Origin of the sequence: Propionispira raffinosivorans DSM 20765, from assembly GCF_000381065.1 — a bacterium.
GTDB classification, from domain to species: domain Bacteria; phylum Bacillota; class Negativicutes; order Selenomonadales; family Selenomonadaceae; genus Propionispira; species Propionispira raffinosivorans.
Genome location: NZ_KB905883.1, coordinates 1 through 16,908 on the forward strand (window position 1 = coordinate 1; position 16,908 = coordinate 16,908).

A 16,908-nucleotide genomic window follows, 5' to 3' on the forward strand; every position below is an offset into this window, starting at 1 on the left:
ACTAAGTATTTTACCGAAATAAAATACTCCGTTCGACTTGCATGTGTTAAGCACGCCGCCAGCGTTCGTCCTGAGCCAGGATCAAACTCTCCAATAAATTATATTAGAGAACCTTGATAGGCTCTTTAAAAATCTAAATTATCTTTTTTGTTAAAAGAAATTGTTAGTTGTTGTTTTCAAACGCAAGCGTTCGAAAACCGCACATCTGGCTTGATACATGTTGGTGTACATATATCTTTTTGTTTTCTACATTGTTTAGTTTTCAAAGAACACGTCGCTGGCACTTGCTTAAGTCAGCTTGTATAGATTATCACATCCGCAAGCGGTTGTCAATATCTTTTTTCGAAACCAGTTGATGGCATTACGTTAAACGTAAGTGCATCTGTGATTTCTTTTTTTGTTTACGCCGTTGTCATTGGCGACTTGTAATATACTACACGCTTTTGACTTTTCTGTCAATGTTTTTTTCAAAAAAACATTTCTTTGTTTGAATTTCTTTTAAATTATATAAGTTGATTAAATATTCTATGTGGCAATCGTCAGGGATGAGGGTTGAGTGGCGTTACGGAGGAAGCAAACGATGCCCTAATCTTATCCCTGGCAGACTGATAAGTTAGATGTAATTTTTTAATGTATTATATCTAGGCTCAGACTCGCCTTTTAGCAATGGCTTGTCGCATTTTTTTCATATGATTCATGTATTTTTCTGTATCATTTAAGGATATACCCGTATACAACAAATCTACAATAGCCATATGTACTAGTCGTGATGCAACAGCTTCCGAGCGATACCTCACTTCTCGTCCCATACCATGCAAAACGAAATCCGCCCGTTTGGCCAATGGCGAATGAACATAACTCGTAATTGCAATGACGGGTACATTGTTTTCTTTTGCAATATCGACTGACTGTAGTAATTCAATCGTAGCACCTGTATGCGAAACCGCAATAACAGCATCGGCGGCTGTCAAAAGCGAAGCCGAAGTAACTTGCATATGTGAATCTTCATAAGCATGAATCAGCATGCCAAATCGCATGAATCGCGTTTCTATGTCACGACATACCGTTGCTGAATTGCCAAAACCATAGACAGCTACACTGCGGGCTTTGCATAAAACAGCTACAGCTTTTTCGATTGCCTTAAAGTCAAGTAATTTCAGCGTATCTTGCAACCCATCATTGATATTCTGAAATATTTTACCGGCCAGTGCTTCATACGAATCGGTCCGATGAATATCTTGATATATACTCTCATCCGGTGTAAAAAGTTCTCCTGCCAAAGCAATTTTCAAACTTTGTAAACCACTAAATCCTAATTTTTTACAAAATCGAGATACTGTAATCTCAGCACTTCCCGTATTCGCTGCAATGTCCGAAATAGTCTGTTCCATAATATTTTTTTCATTTTCGATAATATAGTCCGCAATCCGTCGTTCCGATTTTGTCAAATCTTGGTAGCTGCTCCGTAGAATTGGCAATTGGACAAATTGTGCTTTCTCCATAACGTAACCCACCCCGTTCCTTAATCATTCCTACATTATAACGTGATTTAGGAAAAAAACAAACAAGAGCCGCTTGTATTCACGGCTCTTGAAAAACGTTGCACTATAATCAGACAAAACAAATCGTGTCGCCGACCATGACCCGAGGTATCCCCTTACCAGACATGGCAATCTGCCCGGGCTGTTCCACGGTATCTTTCCCATTAAATAACAATGTGCAGTGACCATGTTCCTTTAGCGTTTTTAACGCATCAGAACCAAGTGCTGTTATCATGTATTCATGATCCGCTATAAGTACAGTACCACCAACTTCAATCAAGCCTCTCACTTCATCTTTCGTATGGGCCACAACCATATCGAGATATTCATATGGCACATCCCGATCGAATAAAATCATGCTTTCGCGCAATTTTAATAATTGAAGGGAAAAATCGCCGATGTTCGTAATCGTTACTTCATATTTCATAAAAAAATTCTCCTCCTCCTACACAAATTATTATATCATTTTAACCGACAAACACGTTAATTGCCAATACACCGATCAACCCAACAACCGAAATAGTTGTTTCGAGCGCACACCAAGTACGTACGGTTTCTTTAATCGTAAGCCCAAAAAATTCTTTAAATAGCCAAAATCCTGGATCATTTGGCGGACTAACAATTAGACTTCCCGCACCTGTTGCCAAAACCATCAATTCTGGACTGACACCCGACATTGCGATAAGCGGTGCTACAATCCCGCCCGTTGTCAAAGCAGCTACCGTCGCTGACCCTACCGAAATACGAATAACGGCTGCAATCAACCAGGCTAAAAGCAACGGTGAAAGATTCGATCCCGCCATTAAACCGCCAATATATTTGCCAACGCCGCTTTCAATTAAAATTTGTTTTAAGGCGCCGCCGCCACCCACAATCAATAAAATCATTGCAATAACTAAAACAGCCTGTTCAACAATTTTCATTACTTCGGTCATACTTTTCCCCCGATTCAATCCGAAGGTAAATATAGCAATCCCAACCGAAATAGACATTGCCATATCCGGTGTCCCTAAAAAAACCAGAACATTTTGGGCAACAGAATCCCCGGACATCGTCAGCTTCGCCACAGCAGAAACTGCCATTAATATAACAGGAATCAAAGCGGTCGAAATGCTGGTCAAAAAAGAAGGCATTTCTTCCTCCGTAAAAACTTTGGGACTATATAGCCCTTGTGGTACTGCCGGATTAAGATCTTTCACCGTATTATAAAGCAACGGTCCAGCAATAATTACGGCAGGTACAGCCAAAATAGCTCCATAAAGCAGCGTCAAACCAATATCAGCATTATAAATTACAGCAATAGCGGTAGGTCCCGGATGTGGCGGCAAGAAACCATGTGTTGCTGATAACGCTGCCGCCATCGGAATCCCAACTTCCAGCAGGGGAATCTTTGCTTCTACGGCAATCGTAAATACCAATGGAATTAAAAGAACAAAGCCAATTTCATAAAACAAGGCAATGCCTACAACAAAGCCCGTTAAACATACCGCCCATTTTACATTTTTACGACCAAATACATTAATAAGCGTCGTTGCAATACGCTGCGCCCCACCGCTTTCAGCCATAAGCTTACCAAGCATCGCACCAAAACTAATGACAATCGCTAGTCCGCCCAGTGTTGCGCCAAGGCCACTCTGAATCGTCGGTAAAATTTTAATAATAGGCAAACCTTCTGCATAGCCCACAACCATTGCCACTAAAACCAAGGACAGAAAACTATTCAATTTCACTTTCACAATTAGGAAAAATAGCAGAAAAATACCGCAAGCTAAAATAAATAATGGCATAATTTAAATCCCCCTTTTGAATTATTACTGAAAACCCTGTTGTTTTTTTAGGTATATAAACAAGAAGTAAATCTATCTCTATTTTTACCAATAAATGTTAGATCCTTATCATTTATTGGTAAAAAGGAAGATGTCTTAACTACGTAAGACACCCTAAATGAAAAACACGACCGCCGGCAAAATGATCTATCTATTTATTGATGCTCCACGGCATGACCGCCAAATTGATTACGCAAGGCTGCCACCACTTTCCCACTGAACGTATCTTCTTCCATTGAACGGTAGCGCATGAGCACCGACAAAGCAATTACGGGCGTACAAATTTGTTTTGACAAGGCTTCTTCTAACGTCCATTTTCCTTCACCGGTCGAATGCATAATTCCTTTTAAACCAGACAGCTGACTGCCTTCTTCGCGAAACGCATTTTCTGCCAATTCCATAAGCCAGCTGCGAATAACCGAACCATGATTCCACATTCCCGCAACTTTTTCCATATCATATTTGTATTCACTCTTTTGTAAAATTTCGAAGCCTTCAGCCATCGCCTGCATCATGCCGTATTCAATACCATTATGTACCATTTTACAATAATGACCACTGCCAGAAGGGCCTGTATATAGACAGCCCCCAAGTATGGAGATACTCTCAAAAAGCGGCTGACAATGCTGATAAGCGGATTCATCGCCACCAATCATCACACAAACGCCTTCCAACGCCCCTTCTTTCCCCCCACTCGTTCCACAATCCAAATAACGCAGCCCAGCTTCCTTTAATTCGTCACTACGCCGAACCGTATCACCATAATATGAGTTACCGCCATCCACGATAATATCCCCCGGCTGACACAATGTTTTAAGCAAAGTCAGCGTTTCTTCTACCGGTTTACCCACGGGAACCATCATATATAAGACCCGCGGGCTTTCAAGTTGATTTACCATATCAACCAAATCTGCCGCTATGTTTGCCCCTTTTTCTTTTAGCCCCTTCATATTAGCCGGTATAACATCATAAATAATCAATTCATGCCCCTTCGCTAAAATGTTATTAGCCAAATTATAGCCCATTTTCCCAATACCAATTAGTCCTAATTTCATCCCAATGTACCCCTTTGTCTGTATTTTAAATTGTTTTCTGATAAGCCACGAGATCGGCAAACTCCTGCTGCACATTCCAATAAAGCCGATCATAAATATCATATAGTTTTGCATACACCGCTGCATTTTCCACTTGTGGTGTATATATTTTTTTAGGCTGAATCAAAGAAGCCGTATCTTCAATACTATGTATAATACCCGTTGAAATAAAACCTAATACTGCTGCGCCAAACGCTGCTCCCTCACTGTTATCGGGCAAAGTTAACGTTTCGCCAAACACATCAGCCATAATTTGGAGCCATAAGGGTGATTTAGTAAAACTACCACTGACACGTATATCTTGGACATCACCAAAATCTCGCAATGCCAGTAAAACACTATTGAGACTATAACAAACCCCTTCCATCGCGGCTCGTATCATGTGTGACCGGCCGTGGTTCAAAGATAAACCAAAAAACATACCGCGCAGGTCCGAATTCCAATATGGAGCTCTTTCGCCGGTAAAAAACGGCAGTAACAATAAACCATCAGACCCGGCTGCAACCCGCCCCGCTTTCATAGTCATAAGATCATAGGCATCCACATCCAGATTTTCCATCTGGGCGCTGCCATAATGACAAACTTTATCCCGCATCCAGCGCAGCACAATCCCACCATTATTGATTGCGCCACCGGCAACCCACATATCATCGGTAAGATTATAACACCATGTCCGCCCCTTGGGATCAACCTTTGGTACAGCAGTTAACATGCGCAACGCACCACTTGTTCCGATTGTGGCACTGAGCTGGCCTTGTTGAACCGCGCCGATGCCAACATTTACCAGTACCCCATCCGTTGCTCCAATAACAATCGGAATCCCGTTTGGCAAATGCATGCGCTGTGCCGCTGCCGGCAAAATTGCCTGATGATAGGTCGTTGCTACAACCTGCGGCAAAGCAGTTTCTGTTATGCCTAAATACTGAAGGATATCCGTATCCCACTGCAAATTTTCCGCATTATAAAGCCCACTGCTGCTCGCAACAGATTTATCAACAACCCACTCGCCAGTAAAATGCTCAAACACATAATCTTTAATTGAACTGACATACGACATACGACCAAATAAATCTGGATGATGCTTGCGCAGCCATAAAATTTTAGTCATTGGATAGCAGGCATGAACTGGACAACAAGTTTTTTGGTAAAAACGATTGCAAAGTTCTGCATCGAGCTTCATCGTCTTTACAATATCTGAGCTGCGGCTATCTGCCCAGGTCATCATATTCGTTAGAAAATTTTTATCCGCATCCATTGCGGCAAAACTATGCATAACTGTACTCAAGGCCACGCCGGCAAGTATTTTCCCTTTATAACGCAGTGCATCTGCTGTATCTTTCACAACGCTTTCCACAGCACTATAAATCTGCGCGGGATTTTGCTCCGCCCAGTCAGGATGCGGTGTATCCAATGGATACAGAACTTCAGCCGAACTCAGCTTCTGTCCATTTGGCTGATAGGCAATTGCCCGAACCCCGGTAGTACCAATGTCAACACCAATCCAAACACAATCTCCCCACCGCTCTTTTTGCATGAAATCAACCTCCAAATTTATTTTAAGCATCGCTTATGAATTGATTGTATTCTAACACACGCTTCCGTAAAATGCAATATATTACTCATTTATTTTCAATTAAAATGATATTATTGATTCATTTTAATTGAAATAAAAATGCCCGTTTCAGTTTATACCAAAACGGACATTCTCTGTTCACTTAGGCTGGATAACCAGTATCTTACCACTGTTATCTTCCAGCGTTTTTACCACATTTTTAACTTTATCTGCCATGTTCGTCAATACAACAATTGTTGTCAACTTTTTATCTTGCGAAAGAATATAATTTCGATCAAACGTAATCAATTTATCTCCTTGTTTGACAGAATCATTTTCTTTGATATGAACCTCAAAGCCCGCTCCATTTAACTCCACGGTATCGAGTCCCACATGAATCAGAATTTGCACGCCATCTTTTTCGATTGCCACAGCATGTTTTGTCCCTGCCAGTAAAACGATCTGACCATCACATGGTGCCAAAATACAATCTGCTTCAGGTTCCACCGCAAATCCATCACCCAGCATTTTCGATGAGAAAACCGCATCCTCCACTTCTGTAATATCAATCACCTTGCCTTGAACTGGTGTATAAATTTCAATTTTTTTCTTATTAAATAAACCAAACATACTGTCACTCCTTCTATTTTATATAGCAATCACTTCTTATTTGAATCTTGCTGATAAACCACGCCGCCTTCTACAATTGTCTGCGAGATAAAAATGTTATCATCAAAAATTGTCAAGTTCGCTTCTTTGCCAACAGCAATTGACCCCATTTTATCATAAATCAAAAGTTCTTTTGCTGGATTTATGGTTACGAGTCTTATTACATCTTGCAGCGGCACTCCCGTATTGAGCCAAAAGCGTCGAATCGCTTCATTCATTGTCAATACGCTCCCAGCAATTGTACCATCACGAAGTCTTGCAATCTGATCTTTGACAATTACAACCTGCCCGCCCAGTTCTGATTCCCCATCCGGCAGCATACAAGCTCGCATGGAATCCGTAATTAAAATAAGCTGTTCTTTTCCCTTTATTTTATAGACAAGTCGCTGCATGGCTGGATGTACATGCACATTATCCGCAATGATTTCACAATTCACTGCTGTATCAAGGGCTGCTCCTACCACACTCGGTCTACGGTGATGAAGAGGCTGCAAACCATTGAACAGATGGGTAACTTGACCAACTCCAGCCGCAATCGCCGCCATGGCTTCCTCATAGGTTGCCGAACTGTGCCCCATTGAGACCACAATATGATTTTTTTTACATTCGTTTATAAAACGATCACCAACCAGTTTTTCTGGAGCAATCGTAACAATTTTTATAATATCTTTATAAGGTTCTAAATAAGAAAAATCCGGTGCAATAATATACTTTGAACTCTGCGCTCCTTTGTAAACTTCACTGATAAAAGGTCCTTCGACATGACACCCGAGAATTTGCGCACCCATTTTTTTCCCCATAGCCGCTCTAATTTGATCAAAGCTGCGATAAATCGTCGGAAAGTCATAGGTCATGGTCGTTGGCAAAAATGCCGTCACACCACTTTGCGTCATACCTTCACGAATTGTATCCAAGGCTTCTGGCGTATCATCCATCGTATCAAAGCCACAGCAGCCATGAATATGTAAATTGATAAATCCGGCAGATACATATTTCCCCTCTGCATCGATTACCAGATCAACGGAATCTGCTGAAAAAAAGATCTCGGGTATTATTTTTTCTATGGTTTCATTATATAAAAGGACCTGTCCTGTTAAAATTTGATCATCTAATATTATTTTCCCATTGATAATTGCCTTCATATGATTCATCTCCCAAGATTTATTTTACCATAGAAAAAAGGAATGGTACTATGACAAACTTTTGCCGCAGCCCCATTCCTCGTTTAAAATCATCGCATTGCTGCTATAACAAAAGCAATGTATCTACTTTTTTTCTTGTTTTACCAAAGCATTCATTTCATTCGCGATAAGTTCTGCCCTGGTGCCAACTACAACCTGCACATTTTGACCTTTTTTGATGACCCCAGCTGCACCAAGTGCTTTTAGAGCCGCTTCATCTACCTGTGCGGCATCTTTGACAGTTAAACGCAAACGTGTAACACATGAACTCACTGCTTCAAGATTTTCCGTCCCCCCTAAATGAGCTACGATTTGTTTCGTATAGGCATCAATATTGGTATTATCAACTGCTTTAGTATCATCTTCAGTATCATATCTGCCAATTGTCGGAATATCAAAATGACGAATCGCCCAGCTGAAGATAACATAATAAATCACGGCAAATACCAAACCAATTGGAATAATCAGTGCCGGTTTCGTCGCCAGCCCCCAATTTAGTAGATAATCGATAAGCCCTGCTGAAAAACCAAATCCATGCAAAACACCAAAACTATAAACGACTGACAGCGCAAGCCCCGTCAAAATTGCATGGACTGCATAAAGACCTGGTGCCAAAAACATGAACATAAATTCGATTGGTTCCGTAATCCCCGTTAAAAATGCCGTAAAAGCAACAGAAATCAAGACCCCGGCAACTTTACTGCGATTTTCCGGTTTGGCTGCCCGATACATAGCAAATGCCACTGCTGGCATACCAAACATAAAGATGATATAAAATCCTGCCATAAACATTCCCGCATGTGGATCGCCAGCAAAGAAACGATTCAAATCACCCGTTGCCACTTTACCAGCTGCATCTGTGTAATTGCCGAATACAAACCAAATAAAACTATTCAAAATATGATGCAGACCAACTGGAATCAGCAAACGATTCAAAACACCATAAACAAAAGTCCCCACGACGCCCGCACCAATAATCCATTCCCCCAGAGAATGAATAAATACCTGAATTGGTGCCCAAATTACGCCAAAAATCCCGGCCAAAACAATTGATACCAGTGCTGTAATAATCGGTACAAATCGCCGCCCGCCAAAAAAGCCGAGAAACTCCGGTAACTTGATATCATAGAATCGATTATATAAAACACCCGCTTCAATCCCACTGATAATCCCCGCTAAAACACTCATATTGAGTTCGGGATTAATTGCCTTCAGCCCTTCCGTTAAAATAAGATAACCAATGGCACCAGCCAGACCTGCCGCCCCATTATTATCTTTCGCCAAACCTACCGCAATACCAATGGCAAATAAAAGTGCTAAATTGCCAAATACAGCAGCCCCTGCTTTTTCAATAAAAGGAATATTCAATAAATCCGGTGCACCAAAGCGTAATAATAAAGCCGCTGCTGGTAATACAGCAATCGGCAGCATCAAAGCTTTACCGATGCTTTGTAATTTTGAAAACCAGTTTCCCATAAATATAGACCTCCTCCTAAATATAATTTAATTGCTTGGAAACTCATCTATTATACCCCTAACCTACAGTGCTAAGCAATGTACACACTGCACGATAAAGAAAACGAGATTTTGCAATCATTCTAGAAGCGGATTCTATTATCCTGCAGAACCACCTAAAAATCAAAATTTACGAGTAAAGCTTTTACAGAACATGTTTCTGTTTCGGTAAAAGAGCCGCTGCCTCTTTATCGACAATAACGATAACATCTTGATGCAGCTGCAAGATGGATGCTGGCGCGTCAGGACGAACACCACCATAAATAGCCTTATAGATTGCTTCCGCTTTATTTTTCCCATTGGCTAACAAAATTACTTTTTTCGCTAGCATAATGGTCTTAATCCCCATACTGATTGCATAACGCGGCACATCCTTAGGGGTAGTAAAAAATCTTGCATTTGCCTCAATTGTTTCCTCGTCAAGTTTCACTTTATGTGTCGTCGCCTCAAACTTAATATCCGGTTCATTAAAACCGATGTGGGCATTTTGCCCAATTCCTAATATTTGTAAATCCATGCCGCCTTTGCTCTCAATTAACTTGTCATAATGTTTACATTCTTTTGCTAAATTATCGGGATTACCATTCGGAATATAAATATTTTCCGCCTTGATATTGATCTTATCAAAAAAATGTTCATGCATAAAGTAATGATAACTTTGTGGATTACCTGGCTCTAAGCCCAAATATTCATCCAAATTGAAACTGATTGCCTCCGAAAAATCCAAACCAATTTGTTCATGAACCTGCACGAGCTTTTGATACATCAAAAGCGGTGTGCTTCCCGTAGCCAAACCAAGGACACTATTTGGCTTTAAGTACAATTGTCCTGCCACGATCCTCGTAGCAGCCGTACTCATTTCTTCATAAGATTCCGTAATAATAATACGCATAATACGCTCCTCTCACACCTCTATAAATTAAATATTTTTAAACACTCCATCAAATTCATCATACATGAAATTTTCATCTTAATAATTCAATGGCCTGCGTTGTCAGGCATTTCTTTTTTTCGGCGACAGCAGGCATTTGTTTCACGACTTGTGTGTAAACAAGATCCATCAAAAACAGCTGTGCCAGTTTCGCTGAAATGGATCCCGTCTCGAGCAACGTTTCACGGGCTGCATAAGCAAGATGCAGATCCGCTATAGCTTGCAGCTGCGAATGTTGATTCGACGTAATAGCAATAATTTTAGCCCCATTTGTTTTAGCTAACTCCACCGTTTTTATAACTTCAATGGTGTTCCCTGAATGAGAAATTGCCACAACAATATCTTGCGCCTGCATTAACGAAGCCATCATAATCATTTGATGACTATTGTCATAGCTGGTACAGTCAAGACCAATCCGGCAAAATTTATAAGCTGAATCTTGTGCCATAAAACCAGAATTTCCAATACCAATAAAATAAATGCGCCGTGCTGTCATCAATAGTTCAGCACTGACTTGAATATCCTCATTTTTTAATGAATTTAAGGTTTTTTCCAATGTTCCAATATTTGCATCTAATAGTTTACGCGCGGTAACCAATGCCGCTTCATCACTTTCAATATTGCGATTGATAATATAACGCTGGTTGACAAACATTAACTCTTGCGCCAAGGCCACCTTAAAGTCCGGCAAAGTGGAAAATCCCATTTTTTTTACGAAACGCGTGATCGTTGATTCACCAATCCCGCACTCCTTAGCCAATTGTGAAATCGCCGTATGAGACACTCTTTCGATATTTTGTTTTATATATTCCATTAAAATTTTATCAGACTTTGATACCTTAAATTTAGGTTTTGCTAGCTGTTTAATTATATTCATTTCAAAAAAAATCTCCTAGTTATCCCAAACATCCTGACAAAATAACTTTTATCTTGCCGCTTATTCGTTGCGTTTTGTAAAAATCTCTTCAATTTCACTTTTAATTACAGTAACTTGTGGACCATAGATAACTTGAACCCCACTACCGCTTTGCAAAACGCCAATGGCACCACTTTCTTTTAAGATCCGTTCACTGACCTTTTTGCCATCTTTTACGGTGACCCGCAAACGTGTTGCACAGCAGTCAAGATCTACAATATTATCTCGGTCACCTAGGCCTCTAAGAATCAGCTCCGGGCGCGCTGCATCCTTTGAAAGCACAGTCACTGGTTCCATTTCAGTATCTTCTCTGCCTAATGTTTTAAAATTGAATTTCACAATCAAATACCGAAAGGAAAAATAATACAAGAAAAACCAAGGAACACCCACTAGGGGAACTAAAACCCAATTTGTTTTTGCGGTGCCTTGTAAGATACCAAACAAAACAAAATCAATAAATCCTCCCGAAAAAGTTTGTCCGATCGTAATCTGTAACATATGTGCGATCATAAATGCACAGCCATCAAAAAATGCATGTAATACATAAAGTGCCGGTGCTACAAATAAAAATGAAAATTCGATTGGTTCTGTTATCCCTGTCAAAAACGATGTTAAGCCCGCCGACAGCAAGAGTCCACCAACCACTTTCTTGTTTTCCGGTTTTGCCGTATGATACATAGCTAAACAGGCACCAAGCAGTCCAAACATCATTGTGATAAAACGACCAGACATAAACCTTGAAATGCCAATGTAATACTGCTGCGTTGTCGGATCACCAAGTTGAGCAAAGAAAATTCGCTGTGTTCCTTCCACCAGCTGCCCATTGACCACTTCACTGCCACCTAGAGCTGTTGTCCAAAATGGTAGATAAAAAATATGATGCAATCCAAAAGGGCCAAGCATTCTAAGCACAAATCCATAAATTAAAGTACCTATATATCCCGTAGAATCGACCAATGTCCCCATGCCAAAAATCAGTTTTTGAAAATGCGGCCACACAACGACCATAACTGCCCCAACAAAAATTGCGGCAAAAGAACTGACAATTGGCACAAAACGTGACCCGCCAAAAAAGCCGAGAAATTGCGGTAATTCAATTTTATTATATTTATAATGCAAAAAATAAGTCAGAAGGCCAATCACCACACCACCAAAGACGCCCGTTTCCAGCGTCTGAACCCCTAAGCTCATCCCCTGTCCAGCTCCAGCAAGGTTATCGGTGGCTAAAGTTCCCGTAATTTTAAGCAAAGCATGGATACTGGCATTCATGACAAGAAAAGCCAGCAACGATGCTAATCCAGCTGTTCCCTTATCAGTTCGCGCTAAGCCAACAGCAATCCCCACTGCAAACAATACTGCCAAATTAGCAAAAACGATGGATCCGGCATCGGACATAATAATAAAGATATTTTGCAGCCACGAAATATCCAAAAACGGATATGTTTTTACAGTATTTGGATTTGACAAAGCTCCACCAATACCGAGCAATAAACCTGCCGCGGGTAATACCGCAATCGGCAGCATAAAAGACTTACCAAAACGCTGTGCCTTTTCAAAAAAAGTGTTATTGCCTGTTGTATCAAAAATACTCATCCAGACTTCTCTCCTTTTTCATTTTCTAATACAGCTATTTTATCCTAGTCTAGCCAAAATTAATTTTGTATTACAGCAGCAAACTTTTTTGTAATAAGTTGCGGTCTAGTTATCGCCGAGCCAACAATTGCCGCATAAGCTCCCGCCGCAAAAACATGTGCCAAATCCTCTGGTGTATTGATTTTTCCCTCAGCTAATACAGGGATCGTTAAGTCCGCTGCTAATTTTTCTATTAAAGCAAAATCAGGTCCTATCGATAAATTTGAATAATCCGTATAGCCAACCATCGTTGTCGACACTGCATCTACACCATATTGTGCCGCCTGCACGGCTTCTTCATACGTTGATATATCGGCTAAAACCTCTACTTTTTGTTTCTTGATCCGCGCAACTAAAGACTGCATAGCCTCTCCGTTCGGTCTTTTTCGATTTGTCATATCAAGTGCAATCATCTCACATCCGGTTGCTAAAAGTTCATCAACTTCCCGTATCGTCGGTGTAATATAAATAGCTGAATCGGCATAATTTCGCTTAATTAAACCGATGACTGGTAACCCTGTTATTTTTTTAATTTCCTGAATATCCGCTACGCCCTGTGCTCGTATAGCAGCAGCACCACCTTCTTGCGCCGCTTTTGCCATACGCCCCATAATGAATGGACTATGCAGTGGCTCATTCGGCAAAGCTTGACACGATACCAATAATTTCCCTTTTATTTGTTCTAACAATAAACCAGCCTCCTAAATTTAGATGTAATGACTATAATAAGTTGCATTAAATATTTTATATGGCAATCGTCAGGAATGGGGTATAGGACTCCGTGGCACTACGTAGGAAGCGAACGATGCCCTAACCCCATTCCTGAAAGCCTAATAAGCTAGATACAATTTCGTTAATGAAACTTATATAATTTTAATTTGATAATAACATGCAATTTTACTTTTTGCAATATTTTTTCATTTTTATCGTTATATATATTAAAAACGAAAAAAAAAATTATTTATGGTATTATATTTCATTTTATTGAAAAATAAAATACTTACAAAACTTTCAAATTGATCGAAGTCCACGGAACTCGATGGAGATGCAAGGAGATGTACGGAGCAGCATGCCTATCACGATTGGCGCAGGATTGGGCTGTATAGTGCAGGATTGGCATGAATAGCGTCATTCGCCAAGATAGCAGCATCAATGATACAATATATATATAAAGAATATATGCTTTATAAAATAAATGACCGGACAGTTTGGTTTACAGTTAGGGGTTAGATATTATGCTACAGTGGTGCGCTTTATTTTTAGCAGTCATTACTGAAGTAATCGGAACGACGCTAATTAAAATAAATATCGTCGATCAAAATGAGCCTATTTTAGGCTATGTTTTATGGTTAGCCATGATGGCTTTATCGTATTTCTTTTTATCAAAAGCAATTGTTAAGATTTCCTTGAGTCTTTCTTATGCCGTATGGGAAGGCGCCGGACTTATTGCAATTACGTTCATTGGTTTCTTTTTATTCCATGAACATTTACCCATCACCAAAATAATTGGCATTTCAACAATCGTTGCTGGTATTCTTTTATTGAAAAATGGCAGTACCGAAAGAAGCAGGTGATTGACATGAATAACGAAATGCTTTTCCTCAGCCTCTCTATTTTACTAGATGTTGCTGCAAATATTTTTTTAAAAAAATCAAATGGGTTTCGCCAAAAATTTTGGGGACTAGGCGCAATTGTCTCGATTATGTTAGCTTTCATTGCTTTTTCCCAAGTCATCAAAACAATGGATCTTAGTATTGCCTATGCTTTTTGGGGAGCAGCCGGATTGATTTTAACGACTTTTGTCGATATGACATTTTATGGTCTGCGCCTTAAAAATAGCGCGATCGCAGGTATTGCCTGCATGATTACGGGCATCGTCTTAATAAAATACGTGGCATAAACAGCTGTATTTCACGAAAGTGAAATACAGCTGTTTTTTATTAAAATATAACCTAAGTATTAACTAAAAATTAACCAAAACTTAGTCTAATTACCTATAAAATTTGTTATAGTAGTAAAAGGAGACTATAAATAAAATTTTAGGAGGCAATGTTTTGTCTTTTTCACCTCAACACGAATTATTACGCATCATTGAAGGAGAACTCATTACACCAGTGTATCAACCAATTGTAAATTTAAAAGATGGTACCATTCTTGGCTATGAAGCACTCAGCCGCGGTCCTAAAAATAGCATTTTGGCTAATCCCGAAGATTTGTTTAAAATTGCTTCTCAATACGATAAATTATGGAAACTTGATTATCTATGCCGTAAAAAAGCAATAAAAAATGCGAAACCCATGTTAACAAATCAACTATTATTCTTAAATGTCGATCCTAAAATATTGTATGACAAAGATTTTCACCAAGGAACGACAAAAAAGCTATTAGCAGAATCAAATATCAATAGCAACCATATTATTTTTGAAATCACCGAAAAAACAATTATTAATGATTATGCAAATTTCCGCGCGGTTTTGAATAACTATCAAAGTCAAGGCTATTCCATTGCTCTAGATGATGTTGGGTCTGGTTATTCAGGTCTAACATTATTGACCAAAGTCACCCCGCAATTTATAAAAATCGACCTTGAATTAATCCAAGGTGTACATAATGATAAGATTAAACAAGCCATTGTAAAATCATTAGTTGATATTTCGGCGATAAAATCAATGGAAATCATTGCCGAAGGCATTGAAACGAGAGAAGATTTGCTCACATTAATGTCGATGGGTATTCATTATGGACAAGGTTTTTACTTATGTAGACCGGCACCAACCTTAAATGACATTTCGACTGAACTAATCGAACTGATAAAAAAAAACGAATGTTACAAAAAAGAGCAATCTAGTAATATTTTCTTAAGTACGCCAATAGGTACGATTGCAAAAAAAAAGAAACCTTTTTCTTCGACAACACTTGGTAAAGAGATATTATCTCATTTACAGTTGGATCAAAAAGAATCAGATATTATCATCGTCGATAATGAATATCCAATTGGGCTTATTAGCAAAGATACTTTTCTGAGCCACTTAGCGACAAATTATGGTTTATCAATCTATAGCAGTCGGCCAATAAAATTATTACTGAACTCATCGCCTCTGCATTTAGATTACAATACCCCCATCAATGAAGCCACAAAGCTCTCCATGCAGCGTCAGCCTGACCATATTTATGATTCGATCATCATTACAAAAAAAGAAAAATATTTTGGAATAGCAACCATTAAGGATCTTTTAGAAATATCAACGAAAATAGAATTAAATCGTGCCAAAGATGCAAATCCCCTAACGGATCTACCTGGCAATAAAATGATTGATTCCGAACTAAAATATTATTTACGTAACCAAATTCCCTTCACAGCTATTTACATAGACTTAGATAATTTTAAAATTTACAATGATGTATATGGTTTTGATGCTGGTGATACCGTTTTAATTACAACCGCTTCAATATTAAATCAATGTATCAATCGGCTTTATAAAAATTCGTTTCTCGGTCATATCGGTGGTGATGATTTCATTATGTTTTTGCCAGGAACTGAAACTACAAAAATATGTCAGCACATCATCGATGTATTTGCCAAGGAATCAAAATTATTTTATTCAGCTGAGCATCGTCAGTTAGGTTATATTGTAGCCAAAAACCGCAGTGATCAAATTGGTGAATTTCCGCTTATGACAATATCTTTAGCTGTAATCATTGTTCAAAACAATCATAATGTCGATATCAAAACCCTATCAAAAAAAGCGGCTACTATCAAAAAACTATGCAAAAAAGATTGGGAAAATAATTTTATTATGGAAGTTTTACAATAGGACCACCAAGTTGAGGTGGTCCTATATTCGTTAACTTCTTTTTAGGAAGAGTTTAAAGTTTTTTCCCATACGAAAAAAGCACTCATATACATGAGTGCTTTTCATTTAACTGGCAGTTTTCTATCCTCCCAGGGCGTTTCCACCCAAGTACTTTCGACGTTCAAGTGCTTAACTACTGTGTTCGGTATGGGAACAGGTGGGTCCACTTGGCTATCACTACCAGATATTCTTTTTTT

15 protein-coding genes and 2 rRNA genes are annotated in these 16,908 nt (G+C 39.2%); 3 read left to right on the forward strand and 14 right to left on the reverse strand.

Going from position 1 to position 16,908, the window contains the following annotated elements; genetic code table 11:
* From F606_RS0119580 to F606_RS0119640, 13 genes are all read right to left on the reverse strand, one after another.
* Window positions 1-97, reverse strand: a 16S ribosomal RNA gene (locus F606_RS0119580); the annotation flags it as partial.
* Window positions 98-647: 550 nt separating this feature from the next.
* The gene (locus F606_RS0119585) at window positions 648-1,502 is read right to left on the reverse strand and encodes a MurR/RpiR family transcriptional regulator (RefSeq protein ID WP_019555581.1); all 855 of its coding nucleotides are present in this window, start codon (window positions 1,500-1,502) and stop codon (window positions 648-650) included.
* 109 nt (window positions 1,503-1,611) lie between these two features.
* Window positions 1,612-1,968 (reverse strand): PTS glucitol/sorbitol transporter subunit IIA, encoded by a 357-nt coding sequence (locus F606_RS0119590; protein ID WP_019555582.1) that lies wholly within the window; start codon window positions 1,966-1,968, stop codon window positions 1,612-1,614.
* Window positions 1,969-2,008: 40 nt separating this feature from the next.
* Entirely contained in the window at window positions 2,009-3,328 is a 1,320-nt protein-coding gene (locus F606_RS0119595; protein WP_019555583.1) for a gluconate:H+ symporter, read from the reverse strand.
* Window positions 3,329-3,522: 194 nt separating this feature from the next.
* Window positions 3,523-4,422: a phosphogluconate dehydrogenase (NAD(+)-dependent, decarboxylating) gene (gene gnd, locus F606_RS0119600; RefSeq protein WP_019555584.1), complete on the reverse strand. Its 900-nt coding sequence runs from the start codon at window positions 4,420-4,422 to the stop codon at window positions 3,523-3,525.
* A gap of 25 nt (window positions 4,423-4,447) precedes the next feature.
* Complete coding sequence (locus F606_RS0119605; protein ID WP_019555585.1) at window positions 4,448-5,995, reverse strand: gluconokinase; 1,548 nt, start codon at window positions 5,993-5,995, stop codon at window positions 4,448-4,450.
* Window positions 5,996-6,172: 177 nt separating this feature from the next.
* A complete protein-coding gene (locus F606_RS0119610) occupies window positions 6,173-6,643 on the reverse strand; it encodes a PTS sugar transporter subunit IIA (RefSeq protein WP_019555586.1) in 471 nt (156 codons plus the stop codon).
* A gap of 29 nt (window positions 6,644-6,672) precedes the next feature.
* Window positions 6,673-7,824: an N-acetylglucosamine-6-phosphate deacetylase gene (gene nagA, locus F606_RS0119615; RefSeq protein WP_019555587.1), complete on the reverse strand. Its 1,152-nt coding sequence runs from the start codon at window positions 7,822-7,824 to the stop codon at window positions 6,673-6,675.
* A gap of 123 nt (window positions 7,825-7,947) precedes the next feature.
* Window positions 7,948-9,339, reverse strand: a complete 1,392-nt coding sequence (gene nagE, locus F606_RS0119620) for an N-acetylglucosamine-specific PTS transporter subunit IIBC (protein WP_019555588.1) — start codon at window positions 9,337-9,339, stop codon at window positions 7,948-7,950.
* Window positions 9,340-9,523: 184 nt separating this feature from the next.
* Entirely contained in the window at window positions 9,524-10,270 is a 747-nt protein-coding gene (gene nagB / locus F606_RS0119625; protein WP_019555589.1) for a glucosamine-6-phosphate deaminase, read from the reverse strand.
* Between the two features lie 73 nt (window positions 10,271-10,343).
* Window positions 10,344-11,186, reverse strand: coding sequence for a MurR/RpiR family transcriptional regulator (locus F606_RS0119630; protein WP_019555590.1), 843 nt, complete (start codon window positions 11,184-11,186; stop codon window positions 10,344-10,346).
* A gap of 60 nt (window positions 11,187-11,246) precedes the next feature.
* Entirely contained in the window at window positions 11,247-12,818 is a 1,572-nt protein-coding gene (locus F606_RS0119635) for a PTS transporter subunit EIIC (protein ID WP_019555591.1), read from the reverse strand.
* A gap of 59 nt (window positions 12,819-12,877) precedes the next feature.
* The gene (locus F606_RS0119640; RefSeq protein WP_019555592.1) at window positions 12,878-13,546 is read right to left on the reverse strand and encodes an N-acetylmannosamine-6-phosphate 2-epimerase; all 669 of its coding nucleotides are present in this window, start codon (window positions 13,544-13,546) and stop codon (window positions 12,878-12,880) included.
* A gap of 546 nt (window positions 13,547-14,092) precedes the next feature.
* Here F606_RS0119640 and F606_RS0119645 point away from each other — a divergent pair.
* The 3 genes from F606_RS0119645 to F606_RS0119655 all read left to right on the forward strand — a co-directional run bounded on the left by F606_RS0119645 (window position 14,093) and on the right by F606_RS0119655 (window position 16,672).
* Complete coding sequence (locus F606_RS0119645) at window positions 14,093-14,431, forward strand: SMR family transporter (RefSeq protein WP_019555593.1); 339 nt, start codon at window positions 14,093-14,095, stop codon at window positions 14,429-14,431.
* Window positions 14,432-14,436: 5 nt separating this feature from the next.
* Window positions 14,437-14,757, forward strand: coding sequence for a DMT family transporter (locus F606_RS0119650; RefSeq protein ID WP_019555594.1), 321 nt, complete (start codon window positions 14,437-14,439; stop codon window positions 14,755-14,757).
* A gap of 154 nt (window positions 14,758-14,911) precedes the next feature.
* The gene (locus F606_RS0119655) at window positions 14,912-16,672 is read left to right on the forward strand and encodes a GGDEF domain-containing protein (RefSeq protein WP_019555595.1); all 1,761 of its coding nucleotides are present in this window, start codon (window positions 14,912-14,914) and stop codon (window positions 16,670-16,672) included.
* Window positions 16,673-16,779: 107 nt separating this feature from the next.
* Here the strand turns inward: F606_RS0119655 and rrf are convergent.
* A 5S ribosomal RNA gene (rrf, locus tag F606_RS0119660) occupies window positions 16,780-16,896 on the reverse strand.
* Window positions 16,897-16,908 lie beyond the last annotated feature (12 nt).

Coding starts and splice junctions, on each gene's coding strand:
- F606_RS0119585 (WP_019555581.1), bottom strand. CDS start 1,502: ATGGAGAAAGCACAATTTGTCCAATTGCCAATTCTACGGAGCAGCTAC.
- F606_RS0119590 (WP_019555582.1), bottom strand. CDS start 1,968: ATGAAATATGAAGTAACGATTACGAACATCGGCGATTTTTCCCTTCAA.
- F606_RS0119595 (WP_019555583.1), bottom strand. CDS start 3,328: ATGCCATTATTTATTTTAGCTTGCGGTATTTTTCTGCTATTTTTCCTA.
- gnd (WP_019555584.1), bottom strand. CDS start 4,422: ATGAAATTAGGACTAATTGGTATTGGGAAAATGGGCTATAATTTGGCT.
- F606_RS0119605 (WP_019555585.1), bottom strand. CDS start 5,995: ATGCAAAAAGAGCGGTGGGGAGATTGTGTTTGGATTGGTGTTGACATT.
- F606_RS0119610 (WP_019555586.1), bottom strand. CDS start 6,643: ATGTTTGGTTTATTTAATAAGAAAAAAATTGAAATTTATACACCAGTT.
- nagA (WP_019555587.1), bottom strand. CDS start 7,824: ATGAAGGCAATTATCAATGGGAAAATAATATTAGATGATCAAATTTTA.
- nagE (WP_019555588.1), bottom strand. CDS start 9,339: ATGGGAAACTGGTTTTCAAAATTACAAAGCATCGGTAAAGCTTTGATG.
- nagB (WP_019555589.1), bottom strand. CDS start 10,270: ATGCGTATTATTATTACGGAATCTTATGAAGAAATGAGTACGGCTGCT.
- F606_RS0119630 (WP_019555590.1), bottom strand. CDS start 11,186: ATGAATATAATTAAACAGCTAGCAAAACCTAAATTTAAGGTATCAAAG.
- F606_RS0119635 (WP_019555591.1), bottom strand. CDS start 12,818: ATGAGTATTTTTGATACAACAGGCAATAACACTTTTTTTGAAAAGGCA.
- F606_RS0119645 (WP_019555593.1), top strand. CDS start 14,093: ATGCTACAGTGGTGCGCTTTATTTTTAGCAGTCATTACTGAAGTAATC.
- F606_RS0119650 (WP_019555594.1), top strand. CDS start 14,437: ATGAATAACGAAATGCTTTTCCTCAGCCTCTCTATTTTACTAGATGTT.